This is a genomic window from Leptolyngbya sp. AN02str, assembly GCF_050565595.1.
Taxonomy (GTDB): Bacteria; Cyanobacteriota; Cyanobacteriia; order Elainellales; family Elainellaceae; genus Kaiparowitsia.
On sequence record NZ_JBNXVR010000012.1, the window covers coordinates 72,688 to 94,867 of the forward strand.

Genomic DNA, 22,180 nt, shown 5'->3' on the forward strand with positions numbered 1-22,180 from the left:
AACCCAGATACACACCTAATACTTCCTAAAGGCAAAACGGAACTCGCTTTTAAGAACTTCTTTATTAAGCTCACAAATAAATTTAAGTTAGTTCAAAAAATATTTTATTCAGTATCCCAATCTAAACATTTGACGGGATATTGTATCCAACATTGAAATAAATATCCACATCAAGGGCTTTTGTGGGTTTAATTCGATGTTGATTAAGATAGCAAATTCAAGAATGGGGTAAACAGTTGATTCAAGATTTAACTCAAGAGTGAATTTAAGAATAAATTCACTCTTGAGTTAAATCTTGAGATTATGATTGAATTCAGTCCCCAAAATCATATTGAATTCAATGTTTAACTCAACCCTTGTATCAAGGTTTACGCAATGGCTGGGTTAATGCCAGGGTTAGCATCGTGTTCAATGACTCAATCCAGATCCAGCGTCAATGCTGAGTTATAGGTTTTTGTTCAATATTGCTCTAATATGTTGCCAACGAGTTTGCGCCATCCTGGGCGCTGGATCGGGGGTCGCAAGATGTGTAAGTTGTAGCTACAAAAACCAGAAAAATTATGGCGATTGAGATCAGAGTGCGCGTTTCCAGAGAAGAGAAAGAGGAGGCACATTCTCAAGCCAGCGAGTATGGTTTGAGCCTCAGCGACTACCTGCGAGTCCTCTTGAAATTTAAGAGGCCGGTTGCGCCCACCGTTACATGGAACACTGCGTCAATATTGGGGCAGACTTACCACAAGTTGAAGTTGATTAACGGCAGGCTCAAAAAACAACAACTTTCAGCAGACGAGATCGCGCATCTAGAGCAACTGATTTTAGAAACTCAAGCATTGACGAAAGACGTGCAACGCCAAATCCTCCAATTCGCAGAGCCGCAGCAGGATGATCGGGAAGCTCATCACGGGAACTGATGCCCACAGCACACTCAGCTATGTCATAGAGAAGGATGGCGCTGATCAGATAGCAACCAACCTGTCTGCGGAGACGCTTACGGAATTCGCCAGCGAGTTTGAACGAGTTCACCAATTGCATCCAACCGTAGCCCGCTCCGTTGTCCACTGTGCTCTCAGCCTGGAACCAGGAGAGTTTTTAGATGATGAGCAATGGGAAGATGCTACAGGCTTCTATTTGGAGCAGATGGGCTATACAGATACCCCCTTTGTCCTGGTACGTCACACCGATACAGGAGATCGAGATCATGTCCATCTCGTCACCAGCCGCATTCGCTGGGACGGCTCGGTGGTTTCTGACTCTTGGGAGAAGCTGCGTAGCCGACACGTTATTCAGGAAGTCGAAACGACCTATGGCCTCACTTCCACCGCTGCCGCCTGGTCACAGCAGCGCAAGCCACCCTCACGCAAGGAGTTAGACAAGGAAAAGGAGTATGGGTTTTCCGTCAAACAGCGGTTGCAAGCCTTGATTGATGAAACCTTACCTCACGTCATAACACTGGAGCAGTTGCGCGATCGCCTTCAGGCTCGTGGAGTTGAAAGTCAAATCCGCTGCAATAAGCAGGGTAGACCGCAGGGGATCTCATTCTCACTTGATGGAGTCGCTCTAGCAGGGAATCAGTTGGGCCGTGCTTATACACTGCCGAACTTGCTAAGCGGGATGCCAGAGCAACACACCCAACCCAATTCCACGGAGGACACGCTTCATTTAGCGGTGAAGCGATCGCTCCAAACAGTTCTCAAGCTCAGCCTGGGCCAACACCCAAAAGACTGGGAGCAATTTAGATTGTCCCTGTCCCAGTTTGGGGTATTGCCCCATTTGCAGTTTGCCAGTCGTCGGCGCGATCGCCACCAGCGGCTAAAAGGGGTGTCCTATGCAATTGGAGAATTATCGTTTAATGGCAAGGATTTAGGAGATGCCTACGCCCTGCCAGCATTGCAAGATTTAGCAGCAACATATGAACCAGCAAGCAGCCTGGTTGTGCCGCTACAGCAAGTTCCAACAAGAACTACTAATGCTATGGCAAGTTCTACGGATGCCGAAGCATCCATAGAACCACCCTCACAAAATATTTTGGCCGTGCAGCGGGACTACCTGGCACGGCAAGAGTTGTACGAACAGTTGTCAGCTCAGTTTGATGGGGATGATGTGGCGATCGCTCGGTATTTGGTAGCGCATGGAGCTGTTGAAGATATCACAGCTCTTTTTAACAGCCCTCATGTGCAGGAGCTACACGCACAGGGCAAGCGAACGGAGGAGTATTTGATAGATATCTTGGCTCAAGCTCAGCGTGAGATGAGCCAGCCCGAATACGAGTGATCAATCCAAAGCATCCAACGGCAGATCGCTTACATGAATCAAGCGATAGCAAATGACATGGCCGACCACCACTCCATCAACTGTGTGAGGGTTAGAGGTTCGCTCCAAGAAGCGACCATCGACAAGCTTGAGCAAGCCCCGAAAGACAGTCGGCTGCTTGTACTCCCCGTAAACCTGCTGCAAAAAAGCACCGACATAGGGAAGATCAATGTAACGAGCCATCCAATCAATCACCCTATGATCGTCCCCTTCAATCAACAGCCGATCGGGAATTTTCCATAAATTCTGAAAAAGTTTGTTCCAGTGGATGATCCGACCTTCTGTTGAGACCACTAGAACTGCATCAATAATACTGTCGAGAATAGTAACGAGTAACGAATCCTGCCGCTTGCAAAGGGTAACATCCGTCAGGACGCTTGGAATTTTGAGCAGGGGAGCCTGATCAACAGGCCGCGAAAACCGTTCGTGAATCCAGCGAGTATCCCCATCTGGGCTAACGATCCGATATTCCATGCTCTTGGGATACCTTTCAGGTGGCTCTAACAGCATCGTTGACACAGTTTCAGTTACGAACTCCCGGTCATCCGGGTGGAGCAGCGAATTCCACTCACTCCAGTACCGTACAGGAATCCCAAAAAACTGTTCTCGGCTGGGCTGCATTTCAGCAATTTGACGAATCCCTTCTTGCTGAAAATTGGACATTGCAAGAGCCACATTCTCCCCAAGAGCTTGAAAAGCGGGAATTTCAATACCGTCAACCATTCGAGTGACGACTTCATAGTACAACCCTTCCACACAGTAACCCGTATGGGCCATGAGTTGGCCCGATTTATTTCGGCAAAAGTACCGAAAAAAGGCTCCTTTTACAGAAATTGGAATATCTGCATCTTCTGGATAAACTGATTTTGTGAACTGATTAAACAAAGAGGGTCGAACCTGATAAAAAACCTCCATCAAGTCTGACCAGAAAAATATTTGAGAGCGATCGTGAATAAAATGTGCGACCCCAGCTAGTGCTAGTAGGTCAACAGGTGGGGGAAGAAGCATTAGACACAAACAGGCGATGAACTTAATACATCTTATCCTTGCTGTTCTAACGTTAGTGACTAAAATTCTTTTTGATTTTATACATTGGTATCTATGGCTACTAAGTTGACAGCAACTCGTAGACCCCTCGAATGTTTGGGGTCGTGATTGCTGCGCTCCGAGACGCAAAATATTTTGCCACTGGTAACAACCACTCAGGCTCCTGTGCTTGTTGAATACACTCGGCAGAAACCCGAACAAGCTCTATGAACTGAGAAGGGTGAATATCGCAATTTAAGGACAATCCATCATCCTGTTTACCCACTTCAAGAAATGATATTGGTGCATCCGTGCATAAGATTCGATACAGGTCACTTCCTATCTCCCCCTCGAAAACGACCGAAGCGCCCGCAGATTTTAGAATGCACTCGATAGAGCTAAGCGAAGCCTGAACTCGTTTTGTTAGCGAAGTTGGGACAATTATCCCTTTCGATTTAGATAAAGAAGAGGTAGGCTCCAGTTCCTGATAGTCATCATCAATATCATTCATAGCAACTTTTTCAATTGAAGCAACGTATCCGTCTCGTATGACAGCTAGCCGAACTACAGGAGATAAAATCCCATCGCAAGCCAGCTTCCAATCACCCCCTCCATCAATGGTGTAGCCTAAGGTCTGAACCACTCCAATTGAGGAACGGTATACCTTCCCCAGATCTAAAGGGACAGCCCCTAAAAACTTTTCTTGCCGACCTCCATCAACGGTACGCCGGATGTAAAGGTATCTCCCCTTTTTAAGAGATAGCTTGATTTGCCCAGGAGGGATTACGAGGCGAGACGATTGCTTTTCAATTACTTCCTCAACGCGAGCGAGCTGATTTTGATTAAGCAACGGTATTAGATGGCAAACCAAGTCATCCAACCTACCTTCGTGCACGGCAGCAGCAAGAACAGTATAAAGAGGAGATTCTTGCGTAGAAGGAGTTTGACTTGATGCGGCCATATTACAACTGTCCTACTCTCTTACTGTATATAAAATATATGATCAATCATCACGCATAAAGGTTTCGGGCAACACTTTATTCCTTGACGGAACTTTATTTCTAAGCAATGTTAGTATCCCACTTATCATTGTAGGGTTAATTCTTGGAGGCAGCTACTGTCTACAGACTTATCTTACTAGATAAAACAGGACATGATGTATAATCCGAGTGATTACCCCATAAATACTGCTGGGGGTAAAAAATGCAAAAAGGAAAGAAGTATGGCTCAACACACTCAAAAAAACTCAAGGCTCGGTGGGAAAACACCGAGCCTTGAACCTAACAGTACATCACTATTAGCTCGAAGCAAACAAGGGAAGTAGCTGCTTCAATTTGAAGAAATCTCTCTAGGGCCGAATCCAGAAAGCTTTCTTTGAATGATTATAAGAGGGGGCGTTGGAAAACGCAATCCCTAGTTTTTGGTGCGCTGCTTCTCCTAAATGTAAGGAGAAACCTATGTTGCGACATAAGCAAACACTGCCGCTAGGGATGAGAACCCCAACAGCACTGCCTCTTTCACCCCCAAAAAGCACTCCTTCGGTCGTGGGCCTCGATCATCCCACAGGACTTTGGTATGGTCACACGCTCATCTAAGGACGACGAGTGGACGTGACGAGTTTCGAAGAACCGTACTAAGTCGCTCTGTATTTCTGAGTCTTAATTCAACAAGGAATCGCGCTGTATTCAGCGACGGTTACTCTGTTCATGTCTGGAACCCACCGCTGTTGTGGGTTAGTTTTCGATGCAAACTTTAGCATTTGAGCCGCCTGAACCCGGCCAGTTTTCCAACCCCTCAAATCCATTACTTCTGGAAACATTTTTGATAATTAACCTCGAAGAGTTCCCAGAACTAACATGGCTTTCTGCTTACCTCACTCATCTCCGCTCTTTGCAAAGCGAGTGCGATCGCATCACTCATGCTATTCAGTCCATTGCAGCAATGGGCGATATTCATCGCGGCGGCTGGATTGAAGCCTATACCAAAACTAAAAAAGGAAAGGAGTACACCTACTATCAATTGCGCTGGTTAGCTGGAGAGCGTAAGCAATCAGGTCAGCCCAAAGTCAAGACCAAACATCTTTCCCGACATGCCGTTGCAGAAGCACAGACCGCAATTGCACGGGGAGAACAGGTAAAAGCACTTGAAAAGGAACGACAGCAGGTAGAAGCAGAAATTGAGCGAATCAAGTATCTGGTTCGGGGAACAAGCAGACGACTACAACAAGTAATTTCCCAGAACTTCAACTTACAGGAGGGCAAGGAGGGCAAGGAGGGGAACCACGATGACCAGTAAAACCCTCGAAACCAACTCTATTCCAATCCCGCCCCATTTGGCAGGGCTGCTTAAGCAAGCTCTGGGCAGAACAGGCACAGGTTTTGACGAAGGAGCCTTCCTGCAACAACTACATTACTGGACATCAAACTCAGCGACTAAAGGTTGGATTGTAGATGGTGTGAAATGGATTTATAACTCGCTCAAATCGTGGCAGCAGCAATTTCCCTGGATGAGCGAATACGGGCTAAGAAAAGCGATCGCCAACTTAAAAAGGTTAGGACTGATCCAAACGGCTCAACATTGGATCACTAATTATAAACGAGTCATGTTCTATCGAATTGATTACGAACGGTTGAAAACATTTACTGGAAACATGTGCAGTAGCATCACAACTCCATGTGTGAACAGTGATCAACTCGATGTGCAAACTGATCGCACAACCAATACAGACATTACCTCTTATACTTCTCTTTCAGAACAACAAACGGTTGCTATTTCAACAGTGGATAAGGTTTTTGAGGAAGGAAATTCTTTGAAAGTACAGGGCGACAACCAGGCACCTGAACGAAAAGAGATCCCTGAAGGAACCACAATTACCCCAGCAAGTTCTGGGAACAGTTTTTTAATTCAAGATGTAAAGTTCCCAGGACTCATCGACGCAGTGGCGGAAGCAATTGCGCATCCAGCAGGCTCAGCTTTGCCAGTTGCTCTAAAGCGGGCAATTGCACAGTTCCCCAACCGAGTAAAATCTGCGATCGCCTATTTGAAACAGCGACAGCGACAGCACCATATTAAAAACCCCGTTGGGTACCTCCACCAGGCGATCGTGAAAGGCTGGAATTTGCAGGTTGAGAGTAGCTCGGTTCTACCCAAGGGATTCAATGAGTGGTTTGATCAAATGAAGCATCATGGGTTAGTTGTGGCAGCAACGACGATCGACGGAATCCATCACACTCTTCACGCTGAACAAGGTTGGTTACCTACAACACAACTCATGGAGGCGTTCGCACCCCTAAGCAATTCACCACCTCAAACTGTAGGATCGGACTGAAAGCCTTATCAGAGCATCTTACAAACGATTTAATTAACCAAATTCCTGAAGACGGGTGGGGGAGAAGGGTCATTCAATACAATCAGCAAAGTCAGGAGTATAAAGCCGATGAGTAGCGACTTATCAAAGCTCGGCTACGAAGAGTTTCTAGGTGTACTAAAGGAGCGAATTCGCAATGCCCAAGTTAGGGCAGCTCTAGCAGTAAACCGGGAACTAATCCTCCTATACTGGCAAATCGGGCAAGAGATTTTGCAACGGCAGCGGCATCAAGGATGGGGAGCCAAAGTCATTAATCGGTTAGCGACTGACCTTCGTCAAGCATTTCCAGATATTAAAGGGTTTTCTGTCCGTAACCTGCTTTATATGAGAGCGCTTGCAGAAGCTTATCCCGACGAGCAAATTGTGCAACAACCTGTTGCACTAATCCCTTGGGGGCACAATATCCGAATTTTGGATGCTGTGAAAACCCCAGAAGAACGGATGTGGTACATCCAGCAAACTATTCAGTTTGGCTGGAGTCGTAATATTTTAATCCATCAAATAGATAGCCAACTCTACCGTCGCCAAGGCAGTGCAATCACTAACTTCAGCCGGGTCCTTCCTGATCCTCAGTCTGAACTGGCACAGCAAGTCATTAAAAACCCGTATTCATTTGACTTTCTAAGTTTGGGCAAAGAAGCTTTAGAGCGAGAACTGGAAACGACCTTAATTCAGCACATTCGGGAGTTCTTGCTGGAGTTGGGGGTTGGCTTCTCCTTTGTTGGCAGCCAGTACCCATTAGTGGTGGACGGCAGGGAATACAGAATTGATTTGTTGTTCTACCACTTCCGCCTGCATTGCTTTGTAGTGATTGACCTGAAAGTCGTTGAATTTGAACCAGAATTTTCTGGAAAAATGAATTTTTATGTCTCAGCGGTAGACGATCTATTACGGGGCGAAGACGATAAACCAACGATTGGGATTATCCTGTGCCGCACAAAGAGTAAGACCGTCGCTGGAGTATGCCCTGTGAGACGTTCACAAGCCGATCGGTATCTCTACGTATCACATGGGTACTCCTCTGCCTGAAGAGTTCCAAACAAGCCTACCAGCAATTGAAGCCCTCGAAGAAGAAATCGAGGCGATCGCTGCCGAAGTCGAGCAATCGCTGGCATCTCAGGAGGGCGAACAGCTTTCCCTATTTGCCGATCCCGCAACCCTAGATAAAAAGTAAAGCGGTTGTTGTATATCAAATATAAAGGTCACCAAGCTTTCCCAAAGATTGCTGTAAGATGACAGACACAGCAAGCAGCTAAGGCGATGACTCTCGATAACCCAATGGCAGTCGATAGACAAACCCTCCTTGCTTCCATTCCTGAGGAATGGGAGGCTAAGTTTAAGGAGGAATTTTCGCAATCGCCTATCTTAAAGCTGGTTGCCATTCAAATTTCTCAACATATTGCTGAGGTCTATCGCCAACGGATTGAGCTTGCTTTAAATTCAGGAGAGACCGAGCAGCGCAAGATCCAGTCCCCTTACCTTGATGTTAAGAAGAGTAAAGACGGAAAGCATGTCGTTTCACTGACCCGAACTAGCGAGGCCCCTCGCAAGTCCGCCGCCGCCGAGGATCAGGTTGAACATTAGTTCCGTGCGTTGAACTTCTGGGAGTCCTCGGCTTCCTATATGTGGTTTGACCTGACCAAAATGGCATTCGCCGAAATGGAAAAGGATCTGGGGCAGGAGAAATTAGAGCAGCTGGATGCTCAATCTCGCCTAGAAACCCTATATCGCTACATTTTTGATGAAGCCTCAGATTCCCTCAAGTCGAACTTCTCCTCAATTCTGCAAGTTTACATCGACCAAGCAGTTCAACTGATCCTCAATAAATATGATCTGCCCAGTAAAAACCTTCAAGAGCTAGAGTGGCTATCTGGCTTAGGGCAACAAAAAGCTGTTCCGAAGGCTCCGGTCACCAGCCCAGTCTTGTTTGCCAACGGAGTCAGCAGTAATTTCGCGACTTGTAAGCTGCTCTGGGAGAGCGTCAATATTCTGACCCAGCGTAGCGATCTGCAATGGCAGCCAGACGAAGAAGGCAAGCTAACTTACACCAGCACGCTTAAAGATGGCAGAGGGCGGCTAATCTTCTGGGTTACCGATAGCCCAGAGGAACAGTACCCCGAAGCCTTAGCAGGAGAAGCGGCTCTAGCTGTGATCGAAACATTCGACATCAGAGCCGCCTGCATGCATTTAATCTATGCGGCTCACGTCACAACCCTCGATCGCCCTTGGGAAGAGGAGTTTGTCATTGATGATGCTCAGATTTCGTCCTATCTCGGGTTAGATAAGCGCAAAGACTTGACAAAAGAGCAGCGGCTCAAGCTGATTGAGCGGATTTCTGAACAACCCGCTCAGATCCTTACCTTCCTACATTGGCCACAGCAGGGCAATATTGAAAGCTTCTATGTGGAAAAAAGTCGGTTGTGGGAGGTGGCAATCGGCTACCACGGACAGCGGGATCTCTTTGGTGACATTAAGTGCACGGGGCTAACCATTCGCTGTCGAGCCGGGATGTGGGCAAAATATTTTCTCAACAAACGGGGATCACGAGGAGGGCAACGCTTTTTATCAATACGGAGTCCTCTCAAAAACCCTCCTACAAACCATTACCCGTGTCTGGCAACACAGTGAAGGCGCAGCACGAATGCTGGCGTGGCTATCGTTTCGGATGCGGGTCAGCACAAATCAAGTCATGCTTACCTCAACTTTAATGGAAGTTGCCTACGGCAGCGAGAAAGTGATTGCAGCACAGCGCGATCGCGACTTGCGAAGTGTCTTGGCGAATACCTGGGATCGCGATCTGCTGGTACTTCATGAGGCCGGGCTCACGATTGAATTTGACCCCACAACCTACCCAACTGAAATTCAGCCCGATTGGAAAGAAGGGGGACGCGGAGAGAAAAAACGACCTAAAGGATTTTGGGAGCAGCTTCGCAACAGCCGTCTATATATTCATCCGCCTCAAGAGATCGCCGATGGCATCGCTAAACTACAGCGCAGGAAGCGAACCATCGACGTAGCCAGCCAGCCTGTTTCCCCCAAGCCAGTCAAAGCAGGTACAGCGCTCACTGGAGAGCAAATCAAGGCCGCCAGAGAAGATAAAGGCTGGAGTCAAGAGGAGCTTGGGAAAAAATTGGGCCGAACTAAAATGTGGATTAGCCTGAATGAACGGGGGAAGCGGAGCATCAAACCCGAGGATGCGTCTCAATTAAGAACCCTTTTAGAATTGAACGCCTAAGAGTTTTGCGCTTAAGGCCAGTAAACAGTAAACAGTAAACAAGCCAGCAGTAAACAGTAAACAAGCTGCTATTTTTTGTTTACTTGAACATCACCTAAAGCCTTCAAATGCTTACTGAACAAGCATTTGATACTGTAAACAGATTCCCGGACTGGGGGGACAATAGCCCGGACCCTGGGGGTAAACATAGCCCGGACCTAAGGGTAAACAGTCCGAACCTTGGGGGTGAAAAACCCGGACCCTGGGGACGAAAAACCCGGACCCTGGGGACGAAAAAAGATTTAAAACCCTGAAATCGCTTGTCCAGCAAGGCTTTCAAAAATGGTAAACAAAGCTAATTATTTAAATGATCTTGATCGAGCGTAAACACTATGAGCGTTTGTACTGGATATGTAGAATGGCACGAGTTTACAACCATGCTGAACTACAGATAAGGAGTGTCACTAAGTGCAAAGCCCCGTCCAATTGGCAGTTGGACAGGGCTTAAGACTTTTACCAATTAAGCAATCACGGATAACAACCATCACAAGCGTCGAGAAAGGGAGCTTGTGAATTAGCTATGTAGCCGTAGCAATGTCATGTCTCATAGAGGCATAATCTTGCCATTGTCATTTTATGGGAAGTTTTGTGCTGGTGACAAGCCAGTCGCAAAAGTCCTTTGCTGCTGCATGGCGATTTTTTGCTCGATTCTTTAAAGCAAAGGACGCTGAGTTATGCCCAAAGTTAATCGGCAAGGTGAAATATCACTTCACTTTTTACGCTTGCCAGCTTCTTCTCAAAGTGCCAAGCGAGCCATTCAGGGAGGGGGAGTATGACTCGCTTGGCCTCTCCTCTCATTTCCTCAAGCCAGCAACTTGATTTCACTCAGAACATTGAGCACGAGTTTATTAAGGGCAGTAGAATCGCCCTCGCTCTCTATCAAACGGCGACCCGTGTCGTTAGCGATACTGAACCTCTGCCTGGTGGTGATGTTGCCTATCCGATTCATGAAGCTTTAAATTGGAAGGTGACTCGCTTCGGCTATCAAGCACGCACCAACCTGTATGCCATCTTGCTGGTTAACGAAGATGGTTTTTGCTGGCAAGCAAAGCTGAGCCATCCTCGGCAAGATGCCAGGAAAGGCAAGATTCAAAAGTATGAAACTCCTGTTGGGAATGGTGCTCGTGCCTATTTACCAGTAATTCCACCTGAAATTCGACAGCTCATCAGTCGTCGATATTGTGTTGATATTCCCCTCAGTGGCTCTTTTTGGGATTGGCTAGAGGCCCATCCTGAAATTCCAATGGTGCCCACTGAAGGGGGTAAGAAGGCATTGGCATTGCTTAGCCAGGGTTTTGTTCCTCTTGCTCTCTATGGGGTCAATGGTGGCTATCAAAAATTATTGGACGGCACTCGACGGCTGATTCCTGATGTAGATCGATTTGCTGCGGACAGTCGGCAGTTTGTCTTAGCATTTGACCAAGATGAGAAAGAGTCAACCCGGCGGAGAGTCTCTGTTGCTCTGTATCGTTTTGGTAGTTTGCTGCAACAAGCGGGTTGTCCAGTCAGTGTCGCAACGTGGAAAGCCGCTCAGGGTAAAGGGGTTGATGACCTAATCGTGCAAGGTGGAGCTGGGGTTTGGGAGCAGGCTTATACTCAGGCACTTTCCCTACAACATTGGATGATTTGGCAGCGACTGGAGTATCGCTTAACCTATCCGGCTGCTGTTAAGGTCATTACTACTGACCTTTCTACACTCATTCTCGAGGACATTCCAAACAGTGGAATTATTGCAATCGAGAGTGCGAAGGGAACCGGAAAAACGAAGCAAATTCATGCCTTGGTAAAGGGAGCTGAAAAGGTGATCGCAGGGGGGCATCGGATTGCTCTGATGCGAAATTTATCCTCTCGGTTGGGGTTAGATTATAAAGGCGACCTGGATAAGGTCAATGGAGAATTTATCAGTGGCGCGGGCTATACCCTGCGGGTTGGCTTATGCGTAGACTCTCTACTCAGTATTGAACCCAGCAGGTTTAGTGGCTGTGATCTGATTTTGGACGAAGTCGTCCAGGTCATTCGACATCTGCTGACCAGTTCCACCTGTGCCCGTGATGGTAAACGCCCAGCCCTTCTATCCCGTCTGCGGGAACTGATCCAAGTTGCTCGTCGCATCATTGTCGCTGATGCAGACCTTGATAATGCCACTTTGCATTATCTAAAAGAGCTACGGGGGGATGTTGCCCCTATTTTTTTGATTCGTAATGCCTACCGCTCGGAAGGCTATCCGGTGCGGTTCATTCAGTCTCTAGATCGCTCGGTCATTACTGGGGAACTCCTTGCAGACCTTGAAAAGTTACCTGTTGGTCAGGTAGTTTTTGTCGCAACGGATAGCAAGGGAGCCAGTAAAGCGATCGCCCGACTTGTGGCAAAGGCAGCACCCGAAAAGCGAGTGCTACTGATTAATTCCGAAACCAGTGGAGGCGAATGCGAACGAGAGTTCATTCAAGCGCCCGATCCGGTTCTGCAGCGAGGCGAGTACGACATCATTATCTGTTCGCCCTCAGTCGCAACAGGAGTCAGTATTGAAGCTCAAGGCATCATTCAAAAAGTCTATGGCATTTTTACAGGGACCTCCAGCACTGATGCTGGTATGGCACAAGCCCTAGGTAGAGTTCGAGAATCTGTAGACCGTGTTGTTTGGTGTGCCCAACGAGGCAGCAATTTTTCAAAGGTAAGTCGTTCTACACATGCTTTAGAGCTAAAAGATCATCTTCAGCAACGAGCAACCGCCACAATTCGACTCATTCGCTCCAGTTTGAAAGAAGATGTCACTAGAGAAATCAACCGCTATGACTGGCAGAGTGACCCTCACATGAATCTGTTTTGCCGCATTACCGCTGAACAAAATTTTGCAATGCTCAACTTGCGAGATGCACTGCTGGTTCGGCTTCAGTTTGAGGGGAATTCAGTCACCGTTGAAAACCGGGAGAGCAACCCTGCAATACGAGATCTCCTGCTGACTGCCAGACAAGAACAGCAGGAAGTAGATGCACAAGCCATTTTAAGTGCAGAGGATTTAATGTATAGCGAACTCCTCATGCTGGAGCAAAAAGAGGGCTTAGGCCGAGAAGAATCATTAGCAGTCGCTAAGTTTTACTTAAAAGACTTCTATTGCCTAGACAGCCTCACCTTAGAGGATGTGCTATGGGATAACGAAGGCAGAAGGCGTGGGGAGTTACTAAATCTAGAAGTGCAACTATTTCCGGGGGTGGCAGTTGATCGCACCGCGAGAGCTTTAGAAAAACAGGCAACTTGGAATCAAGGATATTGCCCTTGGGACATCTCTGGCTCAGAACTCCGGCGCTGGCTTCGCTCAAAAATTGGTTTAGATGAATTGATCGCCAAACTTCGAAATGGATGGCAATGGTGTAAGTACGAACTGAAACCCTATGCAGATCGGGCTCGGGAACTGGCTCTACAAATTAAAGTTGCTCTGCATTACAGCATTACCGATGTCATGAGCGACACACAGATCGTTCACCAGCTATTGTCTCAGTTAGGAATCAAACTAACGATGAGATGGTCACGCTCTCACCCTGGATATGAGGGGGAGAAATTGAGAGTCTACAGCTTAGACGCAGCACACTGGAAGCGCATGTGGCCAATTTTGCAACGGAGGCAGGCCAAACGGGAGGCATTACAGCGTCAGCGCTTTGAGATAGAGCATGGGGCTGGATCACCCGCCGCTTTTGAGATCGATTCTTATACGGGTGATCCAACGCCACCTTCTCCTACTGACTTAGATCCGTGGTCAACACCAGGAGTCGTTCAAGATGTGATGGGTTGGATAAAAGCCTCTGGGTATAATCCTGCCGTGATTGCTGAAATTGAAAAAATGATTCCTGGTACTGTTTTCCAAAAGTTGAAGCTAATTCCTAAGGCCTCAAATTTATAATTTCAGCAGCAACTTGCTGCTGAAATTGTTTCTGATGGCACAACAGTTCTACGCGATCGCCTTGTAGCCCAACCTGACAGTCGTCAAAGGTAACAGAATCGGGGTCAAGGAAATGAGCGATCGCAAGCTCAACCACAAATTCTGGTGGCATCTCTTGCTCAACAGCATAATCCTTGATTTCGCGCTGGAGTGAGTTTGGAAGGTCATCCAGGATATTGCCAGCTTCAGAAGGATTTTGCTTGGTATCCAGAGGAATATACTCTAGCTCTATAAAATGAGCGATCGCCTCTTTTACCAGAAGTGGCGGGTATTCGGATTTAAGCGATCGAATTGCTCAAGTCAGTCATCCATCCTACGCTGATTCTGTGGGGCAAAGCGGATGATGTGTTAGGAACCGCTGATGCAACTCGGCGGCAGAGAGCGATCGCAGACAGTCAACTCATTTGAATTGAGGCAGTGGGACATGTACCCCACTTCGATTAACCCCAAGTCGTTGCAAACCACCTGCTATCCTTCATGCAACACGTTGAACATTAATCGCTGGAACGATACCTACCAATAAACGTTAACTCAATCTAGGCAGTGGATCGAATTCTTACCCAGTAATTGTCGGCTCGTCCCTGGTCATGAGAATGATCTCCGCGCCCAATGGCTTTAAACTTTGTTCAGCAAAGCACTGAAGGAGAAAAACAATGCCTCATATCAGCATCAAGCTTTATCCCGGCAGGTCGGAACAGCAGAAGGTTCGGTTTGTCGAGCAAATTGTGAAAGATGCTATGTCCATTCTCGAAAGCAGCGAAGACTCGATTTCGGTTGCCATCGAAGGAATTAACCCAGAGGATTGGGTCGAGACAGTCTATCAACCAGAAATCTTGAACAACCCAGAGAATCTCTACAAAAAACCAGGCTATAACCCACTGGAATAGCAATAGACGGCTTCGACTTCTAATTCAAGATGAACAGCTATAGTGCGACACGCCACCCGTGTTGAAAAGCGCCTTAGGTCTTAGACGATAGTATTTATCTTCTACGTCTTGGGATTGCTCATCATAGGGATAGCTAAGGACTTCTTGCAACTCTTTAACTAACGTATAGTCACCCTGCATGGCGTGTTGGTAGGCAGGGACAATCAACCACTCTCGCCATGTGTATTTTGGGTTCGTCTGTTTCATCTTTGTTGATATCTCAGCCAAATTGCCGTCGTTGATGACGAGGTCGTGCCAGCTTTTTAGCCAAGATTGCCATTGCTCGTCAACTTGTGGAGAGGTTTTAACGTAGAAGCTTTTTTTCAATGCTGAGATATCATCTGGGATATGAGATAACTCGCGGAAGAAAATGGTGTAATCGACCTCTGAGTCAGTCATCAACTGCATTAATTGGTCAAATAGCTTTGGGTGATATTCAGTCAAGCCAAGTTTGTCCGCCCACATTTTTTGGATTTGTGTTTGCATAGCTTCTGAAAAGCCGCGACCTACCTGGTCGAACTGTTCTAACGCTTCAGCATCTTCTGTCAGTAGCAGTCTCACAGCTTTCCAGAACATGTAATAATTTGCTTTTGCTGCGATGGGCTGATTGAAGAATGAAAAGTGCTCACCGCCACCCGTCCAGGGTTGAAACCAGGGGTCAAATTTTTCACAAAATCCAAAGGGTCCATAGTCCAGGGTAAAGCCTCCAGCCGCGCAGTTGTCACTGTTAAAATTACCCTGGCAATAACCAACCCGTAGCCAATTCGCCACCAGTGCAGTGAGACGCTGGCGAAATAGCTTAGCCAACTCAACTAACTGATCGGCAAAACCAAGGCTTTGATCAATGTCGCTTTTGTACTCTCGCTCAATTAAGTGCGACACGATCATACGCAACTCTTCTAATGCTTTTGGATGAGCATGGCTGCGAGTGCGGCGGGCAAATAACTCTAGCTGACCCACGCGCAAAAAGGAGGGTGCAACGCGAGTTGAAATGGCTACAGGATTGGCCACCAAAACATCAGGGTCAATCGAGTCGGAGTCTTGAGAATACCAGGGTCGGGTAACAGTCTCAGATTTAGACACATACAGTGTCAAAGAGCGCGATGTTGGCACACCTAACGCCTGCATATAGTCTTGCGCTAGAAACTCGCGCACACTTGACCGGAGGACAGCACGCCCGTCGCCACCCCGGCAATAAGGCGTTGGGCCACCCCCTTTCAATTGCATTTCCCAGCGCTGTCCATTGATGATTCCTTCAAATACAGATATCGCTCGACCATCGCCATAACCATTACCCGTACCAAATGGACAATTTTGGGTATACTCGGTGCCATAAATCGACAGGGCATACCCCGTCGCCCAGCCCACCTGACGCATCGGCCCATGGGCCGCAGAGAGATCACCAGAAAATACACGGCGAAATTTTTCATTCAGCGCCAGCTCATCGCTCAACCTAAGTTCCTTAAAAAAAGTGCGGCTATGAGCGATATATTCTGGATCTGCAAGCGGCGTCGGTGTCACAGGTACGAAATGACCAGAAAAAACCTGGCGAGCCCGGTGATCATCCCCATCGACCGTGGCATCAGGATCGGCATTTAAGGTATCCATCAGAGAATAATCTGCCAATTGCACAAACTCATCGAAGGTCGTTACGCAAGGTTCAGCAGAGGGTTTAGATGGATATGACATTGTTGCTAGCGCCGATACTGTCGGGAAGGATTCATGTTTAATTGAGGACTTTGCAGAGGCTAACACATAAAATGTGAAGCTTTCCAGCCTAAACCGACTTATTAGTGGGGGTGATTGAGGCAGACCACCTTAAATTCTTTGGGTACCACCGGAGGAATCTGCTCATCTAAGCTTCAGCGCTACAAATAACCGAGTAGCTGCCTACCCAGCAAACAGTCAATGCTTTCATTTCGGTTGCCGCAAAACTTATCCAGCAAAGCTTTGATTCCTATACGATAAATTTTTCACGGTATCTCGGCTCAATGCCTGTTACTGGAAGCACTATTTAGTGATCGCCATACTGAGAGCTATAATCTCTCCGTTTGTTGTTAACCCTAACAGCATCTCTTGCTGTGGTTGAATCCGCTGCCCTGTAATAGCACATTGCTCTTCTTGTTGAGAGACTGCCCTAAACGTCGCCCGAATATGCGACATGGATAACAGTGGAGGATGAGAGGGCGATCGCCTATCCTCGGCTGAATACGGTCGTACCTCATCCGCCCTCATCTGTTGCTCTACAAACTGCCAAAGTACTTCTCGAATCAGGGTTTGATAGCCCTGTTCCCCAGAAATCTGCCGCAATCGCTCTTTCAATTCGGGTTCCAGTCGGATACTCGTCACCTGCATTTCCGAAGTGTTACCCCGCTTGCGTGTATCCATAACCGAACATCCTAAATTTCAATCAAGGGTGGACAATCCGATACTACAAGTGTAGTATGTAGACATCCAGAATTGTAATACAAATACTACAGCCTTCTATGATACGCATCCTCGCCACCTTAAGCAGCGCCATGCAGTGCCGACCTCAACACGGTCTAGGCAGAGCATCGGCGCTGTTTGCGTTTGAGGAAACGTATTGGTTTAACGGCGGTAAATCCGTCAGCGAAGGCATGGATAGCACAACTCCTTCGGAACGCTTCGCGAACGCCGGACGACTCAATCCGGATCAGCTCACTAGCAGCGGGAGGTGCAGGACCATCCTGACACCGACATAGGGAAAGCCATATCCACTTCCCCAACCCCCGCTCCTGGTGATCAGAGGCGGGGGTTATTTTTTTGAGGAGTACACTCATGCAAACTCAGCAGCGACAGAAAATTCCAATACTCCAGAACCAGGTGGTGGTGTTCTCTAAGAACTACTTGCCCCTGGCGCGGATCAACATTAAGCGGGCGTTGGCGTAGCCTCTCGGAACGAGAATCGTGCTTCTGGTTACCGGACAGGCCGAGACTCTGGAGTTCAGTAGCACCCAGCACTGGGAAGTCCGCTCTCCCAGTGTCGTACTACAGATTCCCGACCACATTCGGTTAACCAGTGGTAATCCAGAGCGGCACTGGAAACTTCCTCCCGTCAATCGGCGGGAAGTTTTTCGCCGCGACAACCACACCTGTCAATACTGTGGCAGCACCAAGCACCTGACGCTGGATCACGTGATTCCCCGCTCGAAGGGCGGAACCCATACCTGGGACAACGTGGTAGCAGCCTGCGAGAAGTGCAATTCCAGTAAGGGCGATCGCCTCCTGCATGAAACCGGGATGGTACTCCAAACCAAACCCAAAGCACCGATGCATCCTGCGTTAGCGAAGCTCTCCGAAGGAATCGCCTTTGCCGAGCAGTTTTGGAAAGAACAGCACCCTGTTGACCCCTGATCTCAAGCCTGGAAAGGAGGCATGACCAATGTTAAAGCTGAATTACACCGACGTTGGGCTTTACATGGAGCGAATCATGACCAACCCCGAACTATTGATTGCCCAGCGAGTCCTCCTGGCCATGCGGTTAGGGCAAATGCTCCATGTTGAACCCGGTCGTGCTTCCTTTCTATTACCGGCTGATATTCCTGAACTTGAAGAGTTGGAAGCGGCATTGCAACGGGAGTACAACCCCAACTCAACGATCTTATTGGTTGATGATGCTTCGGTAGAAGTCAACCTGAGTGGTTGCTGGATGGCTGAAAGCAAGGAAGCTCAGGAGGGGATGTTTTTGGCTTTGATGAGCGATTCTCTTTCAGAGACACTTCGTGAACGAATTGAGCGTTTCATTTACAAGCTGTGGCAGATGAGCGAAGCTCACATTTCCTCTCCAGCTTAGGGGCAAATCAAGTGGGAGAGAGCGATACAAAGATCTTCTGATAGTCGTTCTCTCCCGTCTCAAAAAAGTTGTAGTACCCCCTTGACGGCTTGTAGTATATTGTATTATGCTTGTAGTATGAGATGAGACACGGAGGAGCGAATCCAATGAACACTCACTCCCACACTAAAAACAATGGTCTCTTGAAGTTCTTAGAGTTCTTAACCACTCATGTTTCTGGCATTTCCACGCCACTTCAAGATGGCTCATCAAATCAGGGAAATTTATCTTTCATTCAGTGCAAACAAAAGCGACAGAACATCGGGCAAATCTATTACCTGGAACGACGTTGCTTCCTCTAATTCCTGCTGATTTATCAGCCAGCCTGAACCTTGAAAACTTCATAAATGCCACCTTTGGGGGTGTAGCTTAGTGGCTCAAAGCAGTCGCCTGTCGAGCGAAAGATCGTGGGTTCAAATCCCATCATCCCCGTACAGCCTTTAACTGGTTGATAGTTAGTGCGAAGCACTAACCATTAACTGAAGAAGCCGTACAGCCTTGTGGACGAATAGAAAAGTCGTTCTGGTTCTCAGCCAGAAAGAAGCGGGTGCAACTCCCGTCAAGGCTCCCAATGAGGGTGTAACTCAGATGGACAGAGTGCTTGTTTCCGAGACAAGTGGTCACAGGTTCGATCCCTGTCATCCTCGTTGCTGTGCCCTGATGTCAGAAGCCTACATACAGTAGAACGATCGTTTGAAACACGATAGGTTGCTGGTGCAATTCCAGTCCTCGCCTCCAATCCTGGCGAGGTAGTTCAATCCAAAACAGCTTCTTCAACTTGCACAGCAAATTGATCTCCAGGTCGCCAAGTGGGAAGGCGTTGGTCTGCAAAACCAACTAGCGAGAGTTCGATTCTCTCCCTGGAGTCCAACTATTGCAGCGTAGCTTAATGGTAAAGCCCCAAGCTCATAACTTGGTCATTGCGAGTTCAAGTCTCGCCGCTGCGACCAATGCACAGATGGTGTAATGGCAGCACAAAGGTCTCCAAAACCTTTTGTCCGGGTTCAAATCCTGGTCTGTGCGTTCTACGGTGTGCCCTCATCCGAGAAGCCTACATACTGGTCACTCGCCTAATCAGCGAAGTAGGTTCGACTCCTACAGCCTCCGCCAACTTGGAGGCTGAAAAACAGCTTCTCAAACTTGCACGCTGTAGAAATCTCAAAGTTTGGTGCCGTAGGCAAATTGGTAAAGCCACAGGACTTTCAATCTTGTGTTTGCGGGTTCAACTCCCGTCGGCACTGCCAAATCTTGCTCAAACATGAGCAGCAAAAACAAACATGGGTCGGCTCGCCTATCAGCGTGGGCAACTGTCTGTAAAACAGCCGCTTCTTGCGTTGCAGGTGCGACTCCTGCCCGACCTACCAATCTATGGAGAGTAAACCAATTAGGAAATTGGCGCTGTTTGCTAAACAGATGGATGAACAATTGTGGTTCGAGTCCACTGCTCTCCGCCTTGTGAGGACGTGGTGTAACTGAACAACATCTCAGATTACGAACCTGAAGAGTGGGGGTTTGAGTCCCTCCGTCCTCGCCAAACATGGAGGTTGTCCGGCACGGACGAGGAAAGCGTTTTGAAAACGCCTGCGGGTGAAATACACCGTCAAGAGTTCGATTCTCTTAGCCTCCGCCAAAATTTGAACTGTTTGGGAAGTTGGTGAAGCTGGTGCTCACGTGCCGCTGAAGACGGCGAGAAGGCAGTTCGTTCGCGAAGCGTCTCCTTCAGAGAATCCTGTCACTTCCCACTCAATGAATTATTTAATAGCTGCGTGAAACGCAGCTATTAAATAAGACCGTTGCCCTATAGCTCAATGGCAGAGCGAGCGGCTGTTAACCGCTAGGTTGCAGGTTCAAGTCCTGCTGGGGCAGCCATTTATTGCAGGATGGACGATTGGAAAGTCGCTGTGACTCTGAATCAGAGAGAGGTTGGTTCGACCCCAACTCCTGCATCCATTTCAATGCCCTGTGGTGAAATTGGCATCCATGTCGCTCTTTGAAAGCGAAGTTCCAGGTTCAAACCCTGGCGGGGCAGTTGGGAGGTAAACAGTCGCCTGGGTCATTCCCCTGTATTCCTCCCATTCCTAAAAAGCAAAGCTTTATGTTTTGTGCGCACTGCACACAAAACATAGGTCACACTCCTGTAGCCCAATCGGAAGAGGCGGCTGTCTCAAAAATAGTCACGTGTGGGTTCGATTCCCACCAGGAGTACCAATTATGCTGCTGTAGCCCAACGGTCAGAGGTGCTGGTCTTAGCAACCAGAGGTTGGGGGTTTCTCCGAAGGAGACGCTGTGCGAACGACTCCCACCAGCAGTACCAAGTATCGGGATGTAATTCAGTGGTCAGAAGCCTTGGTTTGGGACCAAGGAGTCGTGGGTTCAAATCCTACCATCCCGACCAATGAGTATTGTGTGCTGTGAGAACACCATTCTCACAGCACACAAAAAGAAAGTTTGCCCTTGTGACGGAACTGGAATACGTGCTGGCTTCAGAGACCAGATTTTGTGGGTTTCTCCGAAGGAGACGCTGTGCGAACGACTCCCACCAAGGGTACTGATGCTCCTGTGGCGGAAGGGAAGACGCTCTAGACCGAGGATCTAGATTTTGTGGGTTCGATTCCCACCGGGAGTACCAAGCACCGAAGGCGGAAGTGGTGGACGCGCACGCCCGATAAGCGTGTTATTAGCAGGTTCGACTCCTGCTCGGTGTACCAAAATGAATAATTTTTTGTGTGAGCTTTGCTCACACAAAAAATTAACTTAATTCGGGTCGTTGGCAGAGCGGATATGCAGCCGCCTTTTAAGCGGAGAGATCCAGGTTCAACCCCTGGGCGACCCACCAAATTCAATCTTTGGTCAGCAGTGAAAAAATGGGCGTTTGGCAGAACGGTTATGCATCTCCCTCTTAAGGAGACTGACGTAGGTTCAACTCCTACAGCGCCCACCAAAGATGCCCCTGTGACGCAATTGGCAGACGTGTCTGGCTTAAACCCGGATTGTTGCGAGTTCGAGTCTCGCTGGGGGTATAGCGGGGATAGAGCAAGAGCGGCTCGGCAGTCTCATAAGCTGCAATCGGTGAGTGCAACTCTCACCCTCGCGTCCAAATGCAGGCGTAATGTAAAGGGCAACATGAGGCTCTCGTACAGCCTTCATGCAGGTTCAAATCCTGTCGCCTGCTCCAAATAATGCAGATGTGGTGTAGTCGGTCAGCATCAGGATTTGGTATGTCCTGGACGCGAGTTCAAGCCTCGCCATCTGCTTGTGCTGGTGTAGCTCAGTTGGCAGAGCAATCGCCTTGTAAGCGAAAGGTTGCAGGTTCAAATCCTGTCACCAGCCCCAGAATGCGAATGTGGTGCAGCGGCAAGCATCCCTGGCTTCCAACCAGGAGACACGAGTTCGAGTCTCGTCTTTCGCTCCAATGCGAATGTGGTGTAAGGGCAAACACCGAAGCACGCCAAGCTTCAGATGCGAGTTCGAGTCTCGCCGTTCGCTCTCG

At 48.1% G+C, this 22,180-nt stretch carries 18 protein-coding genes and 26 tRNA genes; 39 read left to right on the forward strand and 5 right to left on the reverse strand.

Annotation, left to right across the window (positions count from 1 at the left end; genetic code table 11):
• Positions 1-560 precede the first annotated feature (560 nt).
• Together ACQ4M4_RS11425 and ACQ4M4_RS11430 are read left to right on the forward strand one after the other, a co-directional pair.
• Entirely contained in the window at positions 561-911 is a 351-nt protein-coding gene (locus tag ACQ4M4_RS11425; protein WP_430684634.1) for a plasmid mobilization protein, read from the forward strand.
• Complete coding sequence (locus tag ACQ4M4_RS11430) at positions 883-2,271, forward strand: relaxase/mobilization nuclease domain-containing protein (protein WP_430684635.1); 1,389 nt, start codon at positions 883-885, stop codon at positions 2,269-2,271. Before ACQ4M4_RS11425 ends, ACQ4M4_RS11430 begins: the two co-directional genes overlap by 29 nt.
• On the opposite strand, the gene ACQ4M4_RS11435 is transcribed toward ACQ4M4_RS11430, so the two are convergent.
• Both ACQ4M4_RS11435 and ACQ4M4_RS11440 read right to left on the reverse strand, forming a co-directional pair.
• Positions 2,272-3,225: a PAS domain-containing protein gene (locus ACQ4M4_RS11435; RefSeq protein WP_430684636.1), complete on the reverse strand. Its 954-nt coding sequence runs from the start codon at positions 3,223-3,225 to the stop codon at positions 2,272-2,274.
• Between the two features lie 193 nt (positions 3,226-3,418).
• The gene (locus ACQ4M4_RS11440; protein WP_430684637.1) at positions 3,419-4,297 is read right to left on the reverse strand and encodes a hypothetical protein; all 879 of its coding nucleotides are present in this window, start codon (positions 4,295-4,297) and stop codon (positions 3,419-3,421) included.
• Positions 4,298-5,079: 782 nt separating this feature from the next.
• Here ACQ4M4_RS11440 and ACQ4M4_RS11445 point away from each other — a divergent pair.
• From ACQ4M4_RS11445 to ACQ4M4_RS11480, 8 genes are all read left to right on the forward strand, one after another.
• Positions 5,080-5,631 carry a hypothetical protein gene (locus ACQ4M4_RS11445; protein WP_430684638.1) on the forward strand — a complete coding sequence of 184 codons (552 nt, stop codon included), beginning with the start codon at positions 5,080-5,082 and terminating at the stop codon, positions 5,629-5,631.
• Complete coding sequence (locus tag ACQ4M4_RS11450; protein ID WP_430684639.1) at positions 5,621-6,664, forward strand: hypothetical protein; 1,044 nt, start codon at positions 5,621-5,623, stop codon at positions 6,662-6,664. The genes ACQ4M4_RS11445 and ACQ4M4_RS11450 overlap by 11 nt, the downstream gene beginning before the upstream one ends.
• A 108-nt stretch (positions 6,665-6,772) precedes the next feature.
• Positions 6,773-7,732: a PDDEXK nuclease domain-containing protein gene (locus ACQ4M4_RS11455; RefSeq protein ID WP_430684640.1), complete on the forward strand. Its 960-nt coding sequence runs from the start codon at positions 6,773-6,775 to the stop codon at positions 7,730-7,732.
• Complete coding sequence (locus tag ACQ4M4_RS11460; protein WP_430684641.1) at positions 7,713-7,877, forward strand: hypothetical protein; 165 nt, start codon at positions 7,713-7,715, stop codon at positions 7,875-7,877. The genes ACQ4M4_RS11455 and ACQ4M4_RS11460 overlap by 20 nt, the downstream gene beginning before the upstream one ends.
• Positions 7,878-7,963: 86 nt before the next feature.
• On the forward strand, positions 7,964-8,287 hold the full coding sequence (locus ACQ4M4_RS11465; protein ID WP_430684642.1) for a hypothetical protein: 324 nt from the start codon (positions 7,964-7,966) through the stop codon (positions 8,285-8,287).
• A 60-nt stretch (positions 8,288-8,347) separates the two neighbouring features.
• A complete protein-coding gene (locus ACQ4M4_RS11470; RefSeq protein WP_430684643.1) occupies positions 8,348-9,331 on the forward strand; it encodes a hypothetical protein in 984 nt (327 codons plus the stop codon).
• A 13-nt stretch (positions 9,332-9,344) separates the two neighbouring features.
• Complete coding sequence (locus tag ACQ4M4_RS11475) at positions 9,345-9,938, forward strand: helix-turn-helix domain-containing protein (protein ID WP_430684644.1); 594 nt, start codon at positions 9,345-9,347, stop codon at positions 9,936-9,938.
• Positions 9,939-10,749: 811 nt separating this feature from the next.
• A complete protein-coding gene (locus tag ACQ4M4_RS11480; protein WP_430684645.1) occupies positions 10,750-13,872 on the forward strand; it encodes a plasmid replication protein, CyRepA1 family in 3,123 nt (1,040 codons plus the stop codon).
• Here the strand turns inward: ACQ4M4_RS11480 and ACQ4M4_RS11485 are convergent.
• Positions 13,853-14,023: a hypothetical protein gene (locus ACQ4M4_RS11485; RefSeq protein ID WP_430684646.1), complete on the reverse strand. Its 171-nt coding sequence runs from the start codon at positions 14,021-14,023 to the stop codon at positions 13,853-13,855. The genes ACQ4M4_RS11480 and ACQ4M4_RS11485 overlap by 20 nt on opposite strands.
• A gap of 541 nt (positions 14,024-14,564) precedes the next feature.
• Here ACQ4M4_RS11485 and ACQ4M4_RS11490 point away from each other — a divergent pair.
• The gene (locus ACQ4M4_RS11490; RefSeq protein ID WP_430684647.1) at positions 14,565-14,798 is read left to right on the forward strand and encodes a tautomerase family protein; all 234 of its coding nucleotides are present in this window, start codon (positions 14,565-14,567) and stop codon (positions 14,796-14,798) included.
• 24 nt (positions 14,799-14,822) lie between these two features.
• On the opposite strand, the gene ACQ4M4_RS11495 is transcribed toward ACQ4M4_RS11490, so the two are convergent.
• Together ACQ4M4_RS11495 and ACQ4M4_RS11500 are read right to left on the reverse strand one after the other, a co-directional pair.
• Complete coding sequence (locus ACQ4M4_RS11495; protein ID WP_430684648.1) at positions 14,823-16,526, reverse strand: protein adenylyltransferase SelO; 1,704 nt, start codon at positions 16,524-16,526, stop codon at positions 14,823-14,825.
• A 321-nt stretch (positions 16,527-16,847) separates the two neighbouring features.
• A complete protein-coding gene (locus ACQ4M4_RS11500) occupies positions 16,848-17,225 on the reverse strand; it encodes a hypothetical protein (RefSeq protein ID WP_430684649.1) in 378 nt (125 codons plus the stop codon).
• A gap of 540 nt (positions 17,226-17,765) precedes the next feature.
• Here ACQ4M4_RS11500 and ACQ4M4_RS11505 point away from each other — a divergent pair.
• The 28 genes from ACQ4M4_RS11505 (at position 17,766) to ACQ4M4_RS11640 (ending at position 22,176) form a co-directional block, all read left to right on the forward strand.
• Positions 17,766-18,212: an HNH endonuclease gene (locus ACQ4M4_RS11505; protein ID WP_430684650.1), complete on the forward strand. Its 447-nt coding sequence runs from the start codon at positions 17,766-17,768 to the stop codon at positions 18,210-18,212.
• 28 nt (positions 18,213-18,240) lie between these two features.
• Positions 18,241-18,651 (forward strand): alr0857 family protein, encoded by a 411-nt coding sequence (locus tag ACQ4M4_RS11510; RefSeq protein WP_430684651.1) that lies wholly within the window; start codon positions 18,241-18,243, stop codon positions 18,649-18,651.
• A gap of 397 nt (positions 18,652-19,048) precedes the next feature.
• A tRNA-Asp gene (locus tag ACQ4M4_RS11515) sits at positions 19,049-19,122 on the forward strand.
• 141 nt (positions 19,123-19,263) lie between these two features.
• Positions 19,264-19,337 (forward strand) — tRNA-Arg (locus ACQ4M4_RS11520).
• A 148-nt stretch (positions 19,338-19,485) separates the two neighbouring features.
• Positions 19,486-19,560: transfer RNA gene (locus ACQ4M4_RS11525), tRNA-Cys, on the forward strand.
• A gap of 5 nt (positions 19,561-19,565) precedes the next feature.
• Positions 19,566-19,640, forward strand: a tRNA-Ile gene (locus tag ACQ4M4_RS11530).
• A 2-nt stretch (positions 19,641-19,642) separates the two neighbouring features.
• Positions 19,643-19,713: transfer RNA gene (locus ACQ4M4_RS11535), tRNA-Trp, on the forward strand.
• Positions 19,714-19,857: 144 nt separating this feature from the next.
• Positions 19,858-19,934, forward strand: a tRNA-Glu gene (locus ACQ4M4_RS11540).
• Between the two features lie 35 nt (positions 19,935-19,969).
• Positions 19,970-20,054: transfer RNA gene (locus ACQ4M4_RS11545), tRNA-Tyr, on the forward strand.
• A 93-nt stretch (positions 20,055-20,147) separates the two neighbouring features.
• Positions 20,148-20,224, forward strand: a tRNA-Arg gene (locus tag ACQ4M4_RS11550).
• Between the two features lie 5 nt (positions 20,225-20,229).
• Positions 20,230-20,320: transfer RNA gene (locus ACQ4M4_RS11555), tRNA-Ser, on the forward strand.
• A 164-nt stretch (positions 20,321-20,484) separates the two neighbouring features.
• Positions 20,485-20,559, forward strand: a tRNA-Asn gene (locus tag ACQ4M4_RS11560).
• A 5-nt stretch (positions 20,560-20,564) separates the two neighbouring features.
• Positions 20,565-20,640 (forward strand) — tRNA-Gln (locus ACQ4M4_RS11565).
• Between the two features lie 6 nt (positions 20,641-20,646).
• Positions 20,647-20,719: transfer RNA gene (locus ACQ4M4_RS11570), tRNA-Gln, on the forward strand.
• A 102-nt stretch (positions 20,720-20,821) separates the two neighbouring features.
• Positions 20,822-20,898, forward strand: a tRNA-Leu gene (locus tag ACQ4M4_RS11575).
• A gap of 5 nt (positions 20,899-20,903) precedes the next feature.
• A tRNA-Leu gene (locus ACQ4M4_RS11580) sits at positions 20,904-21,004 on the forward strand.
• Between the two features lie 5 nt (positions 21,005-21,009).
• Positions 21,010-21,085 (forward strand) — tRNA-Pro (locus tag ACQ4M4_RS11585).
• Between the two features lie 158 nt (positions 21,086-21,243).
• Positions 21,244-21,319, forward strand: a tRNA-Leu gene (locus ACQ4M4_RS11590).
• Position 21,320: 1 nt separating this feature from the next.
• Positions 21,321-21,398: transfer RNA gene (locus ACQ4M4_RS11595), tRNA-Ile, on the forward strand.
• A 53-nt stretch (positions 21,399-21,451) separates the two neighbouring features.
• Positions 21,452-21,526, forward strand: a tRNA-Lys gene (locus ACQ4M4_RS11600).
• A gap of 30 nt (positions 21,527-21,556) precedes the next feature.
• Positions 21,557-21,631 (forward strand) — tRNA-Lys (locus ACQ4M4_RS11605).
• 5 nt (positions 21,632-21,636) lie between these two features.
• Positions 21,637-21,710, forward strand: a tRNA-Leu gene (locus tag ACQ4M4_RS11610).
• Between the two features lie 2 nt (positions 21,711-21,712).
• A tRNA-Met gene (locus ACQ4M4_RS11615) sits at positions 21,713-21,783 on the forward strand.
• A 7-nt stretch (positions 21,784-21,790) separates the two neighbouring features.
• Positions 21,791-21,865: transfer RNA gene (locus ACQ4M4_RS11620), tRNA-Thr, on the forward strand.
• A gap of 6 nt (positions 21,866-21,871) precedes the next feature.
• Positions 21,872-21,944: transfer RNA gene (locus tag ACQ4M4_RS11625), tRNA-Thr, on the forward strand.
• Between the two features lie 3 nt (positions 21,945-21,947).
• Positions 21,948-22,023 (forward strand) — tRNA-Thr (locus tag ACQ4M4_RS11630).
• A gap of 4 nt (positions 22,024-22,027) precedes the next feature.
• Positions 22,028-22,102, forward strand: a tRNA-Gly gene (locus ACQ4M4_RS11635).
• A 2-nt stretch (positions 22,103-22,104) separates the two neighbouring features.
• Positions 22,105-22,176: transfer RNA gene (locus ACQ4M4_RS11640), tRNA-Gly, on the forward strand.
• The last annotated feature ends 4 nt before the right edge of the window (positions 22,177-22,180 follow it).

Coding starts and splice junctions, on each gene's coding strand:
- ACQ4M4_RS11510 (WP_430684651.1), top strand. CDS start 18,241: ATGTTAAAGCTGAATTACACCGACGTTGGGCTTTACATGGAGCGAATC.
- ACQ4M4_RS11470 (WP_430684643.1), top strand. CDS start 8,348: ATGGCATTCGCCGAAATGGAAAAGGATCTGGGGCAGGAGAAATTAGAG.
- ACQ4M4_RS11450 (WP_430684639.1), top strand. CDS start 5,621: ATGACCAGTAAAACCCTCGAAACCAACTCTATTCCAATCCCGCCCCAT.
- ACQ4M4_RS11465 (WP_430684642.1), top strand. CDS start 7,964: ATGACTCTCGATAACCCAATGGCAGTCGATAGACAAACCCTCCTTGCT.
- ACQ4M4_RS11490 (WP_430684647.1), top strand. CDS start 14,565: ATGCCTCATATCAGCATCAAGCTTTATCCCGGCAGGTCGGAACAGCAG.
- ACQ4M4_RS11485 (WP_430684646.1), bottom strand. CDS start 14,023: ATGCCACCAGAATTTGTGGTTGAGCTTGCGATCGCTCATTTCCTTGAC.
- ACQ4M4_RS11425 (WP_430684634.1), top strand. CDS start 561: ATGGCGATTGAGATCAGAGTGCGCGTTTCCAGAGAAGAGAAAGAGGAG.
- ACQ4M4_RS11500 (WP_430684649.1), bottom strand. CDS start 17,225: ATGGATACACGCAAGCGGGGTAACACTTCGGAAATGCAGGTGACGAGT.
- ACQ4M4_RS11495 (WP_430684648.1), bottom strand. CDS start 16,526: ATGTCATATCCATCTAAACCCTCTGCTGAACCTTGCGTAACGACCTTC.
- ACQ4M4_RS11430 (WP_430684635.1), top strand. CDS start 883: ATGATCGGGAAGCTCATCACGGGAACTGATGCCCACAGCACACTCAGC.
- ACQ4M4_RS11460 (WP_430684641.1), top strand. CDS start 7,713: ATGGGTACTCCTCTGCCTGAAGAGTTCCAAACAAGCCTACCAGCAATT.
- ACQ4M4_RS11475 (WP_430684644.1), top strand. CDS start 9,345: ATGCTGGCGTGGCTATCGTTTCGGATGCGGGTCAGCACAAATCAAGTC.
- ACQ4M4_RS11440 (WP_430684637.1), bottom strand. CDS start 4,297: ATGGCCGCATCAAGTCAAACTCCTTCTACGCAAGAATCTCCTCTTTAT.
- ACQ4M4_RS11435 (WP_430684636.1), bottom strand. CDS start 3,225: ATGGAGGTTTTTTATCAGGTTCGACCCTCTTTGTTTAATCAGTTCACA.
- ACQ4M4_RS11480 (WP_430684645.1), top strand. CDS start 10,750: ATGACTCGCTTGGCCTCTCCTCTCATTTCCTCAAGCCAGCAACTTGAT.
- ACQ4M4_RS11455 (WP_430684640.1), top strand. CDS start 6,773: ATGAGTAGCGACTTATCAAAGCTCGGCTACGAAGAGTTTCTAGGTGTA.
- ACQ4M4_RS11445 (WP_430684638.1), top strand. CDS start 5,080: ATGCAAACTTTAGCATTTGAGCCGCCTGAACCCGGCCAGTTTTCCAAC.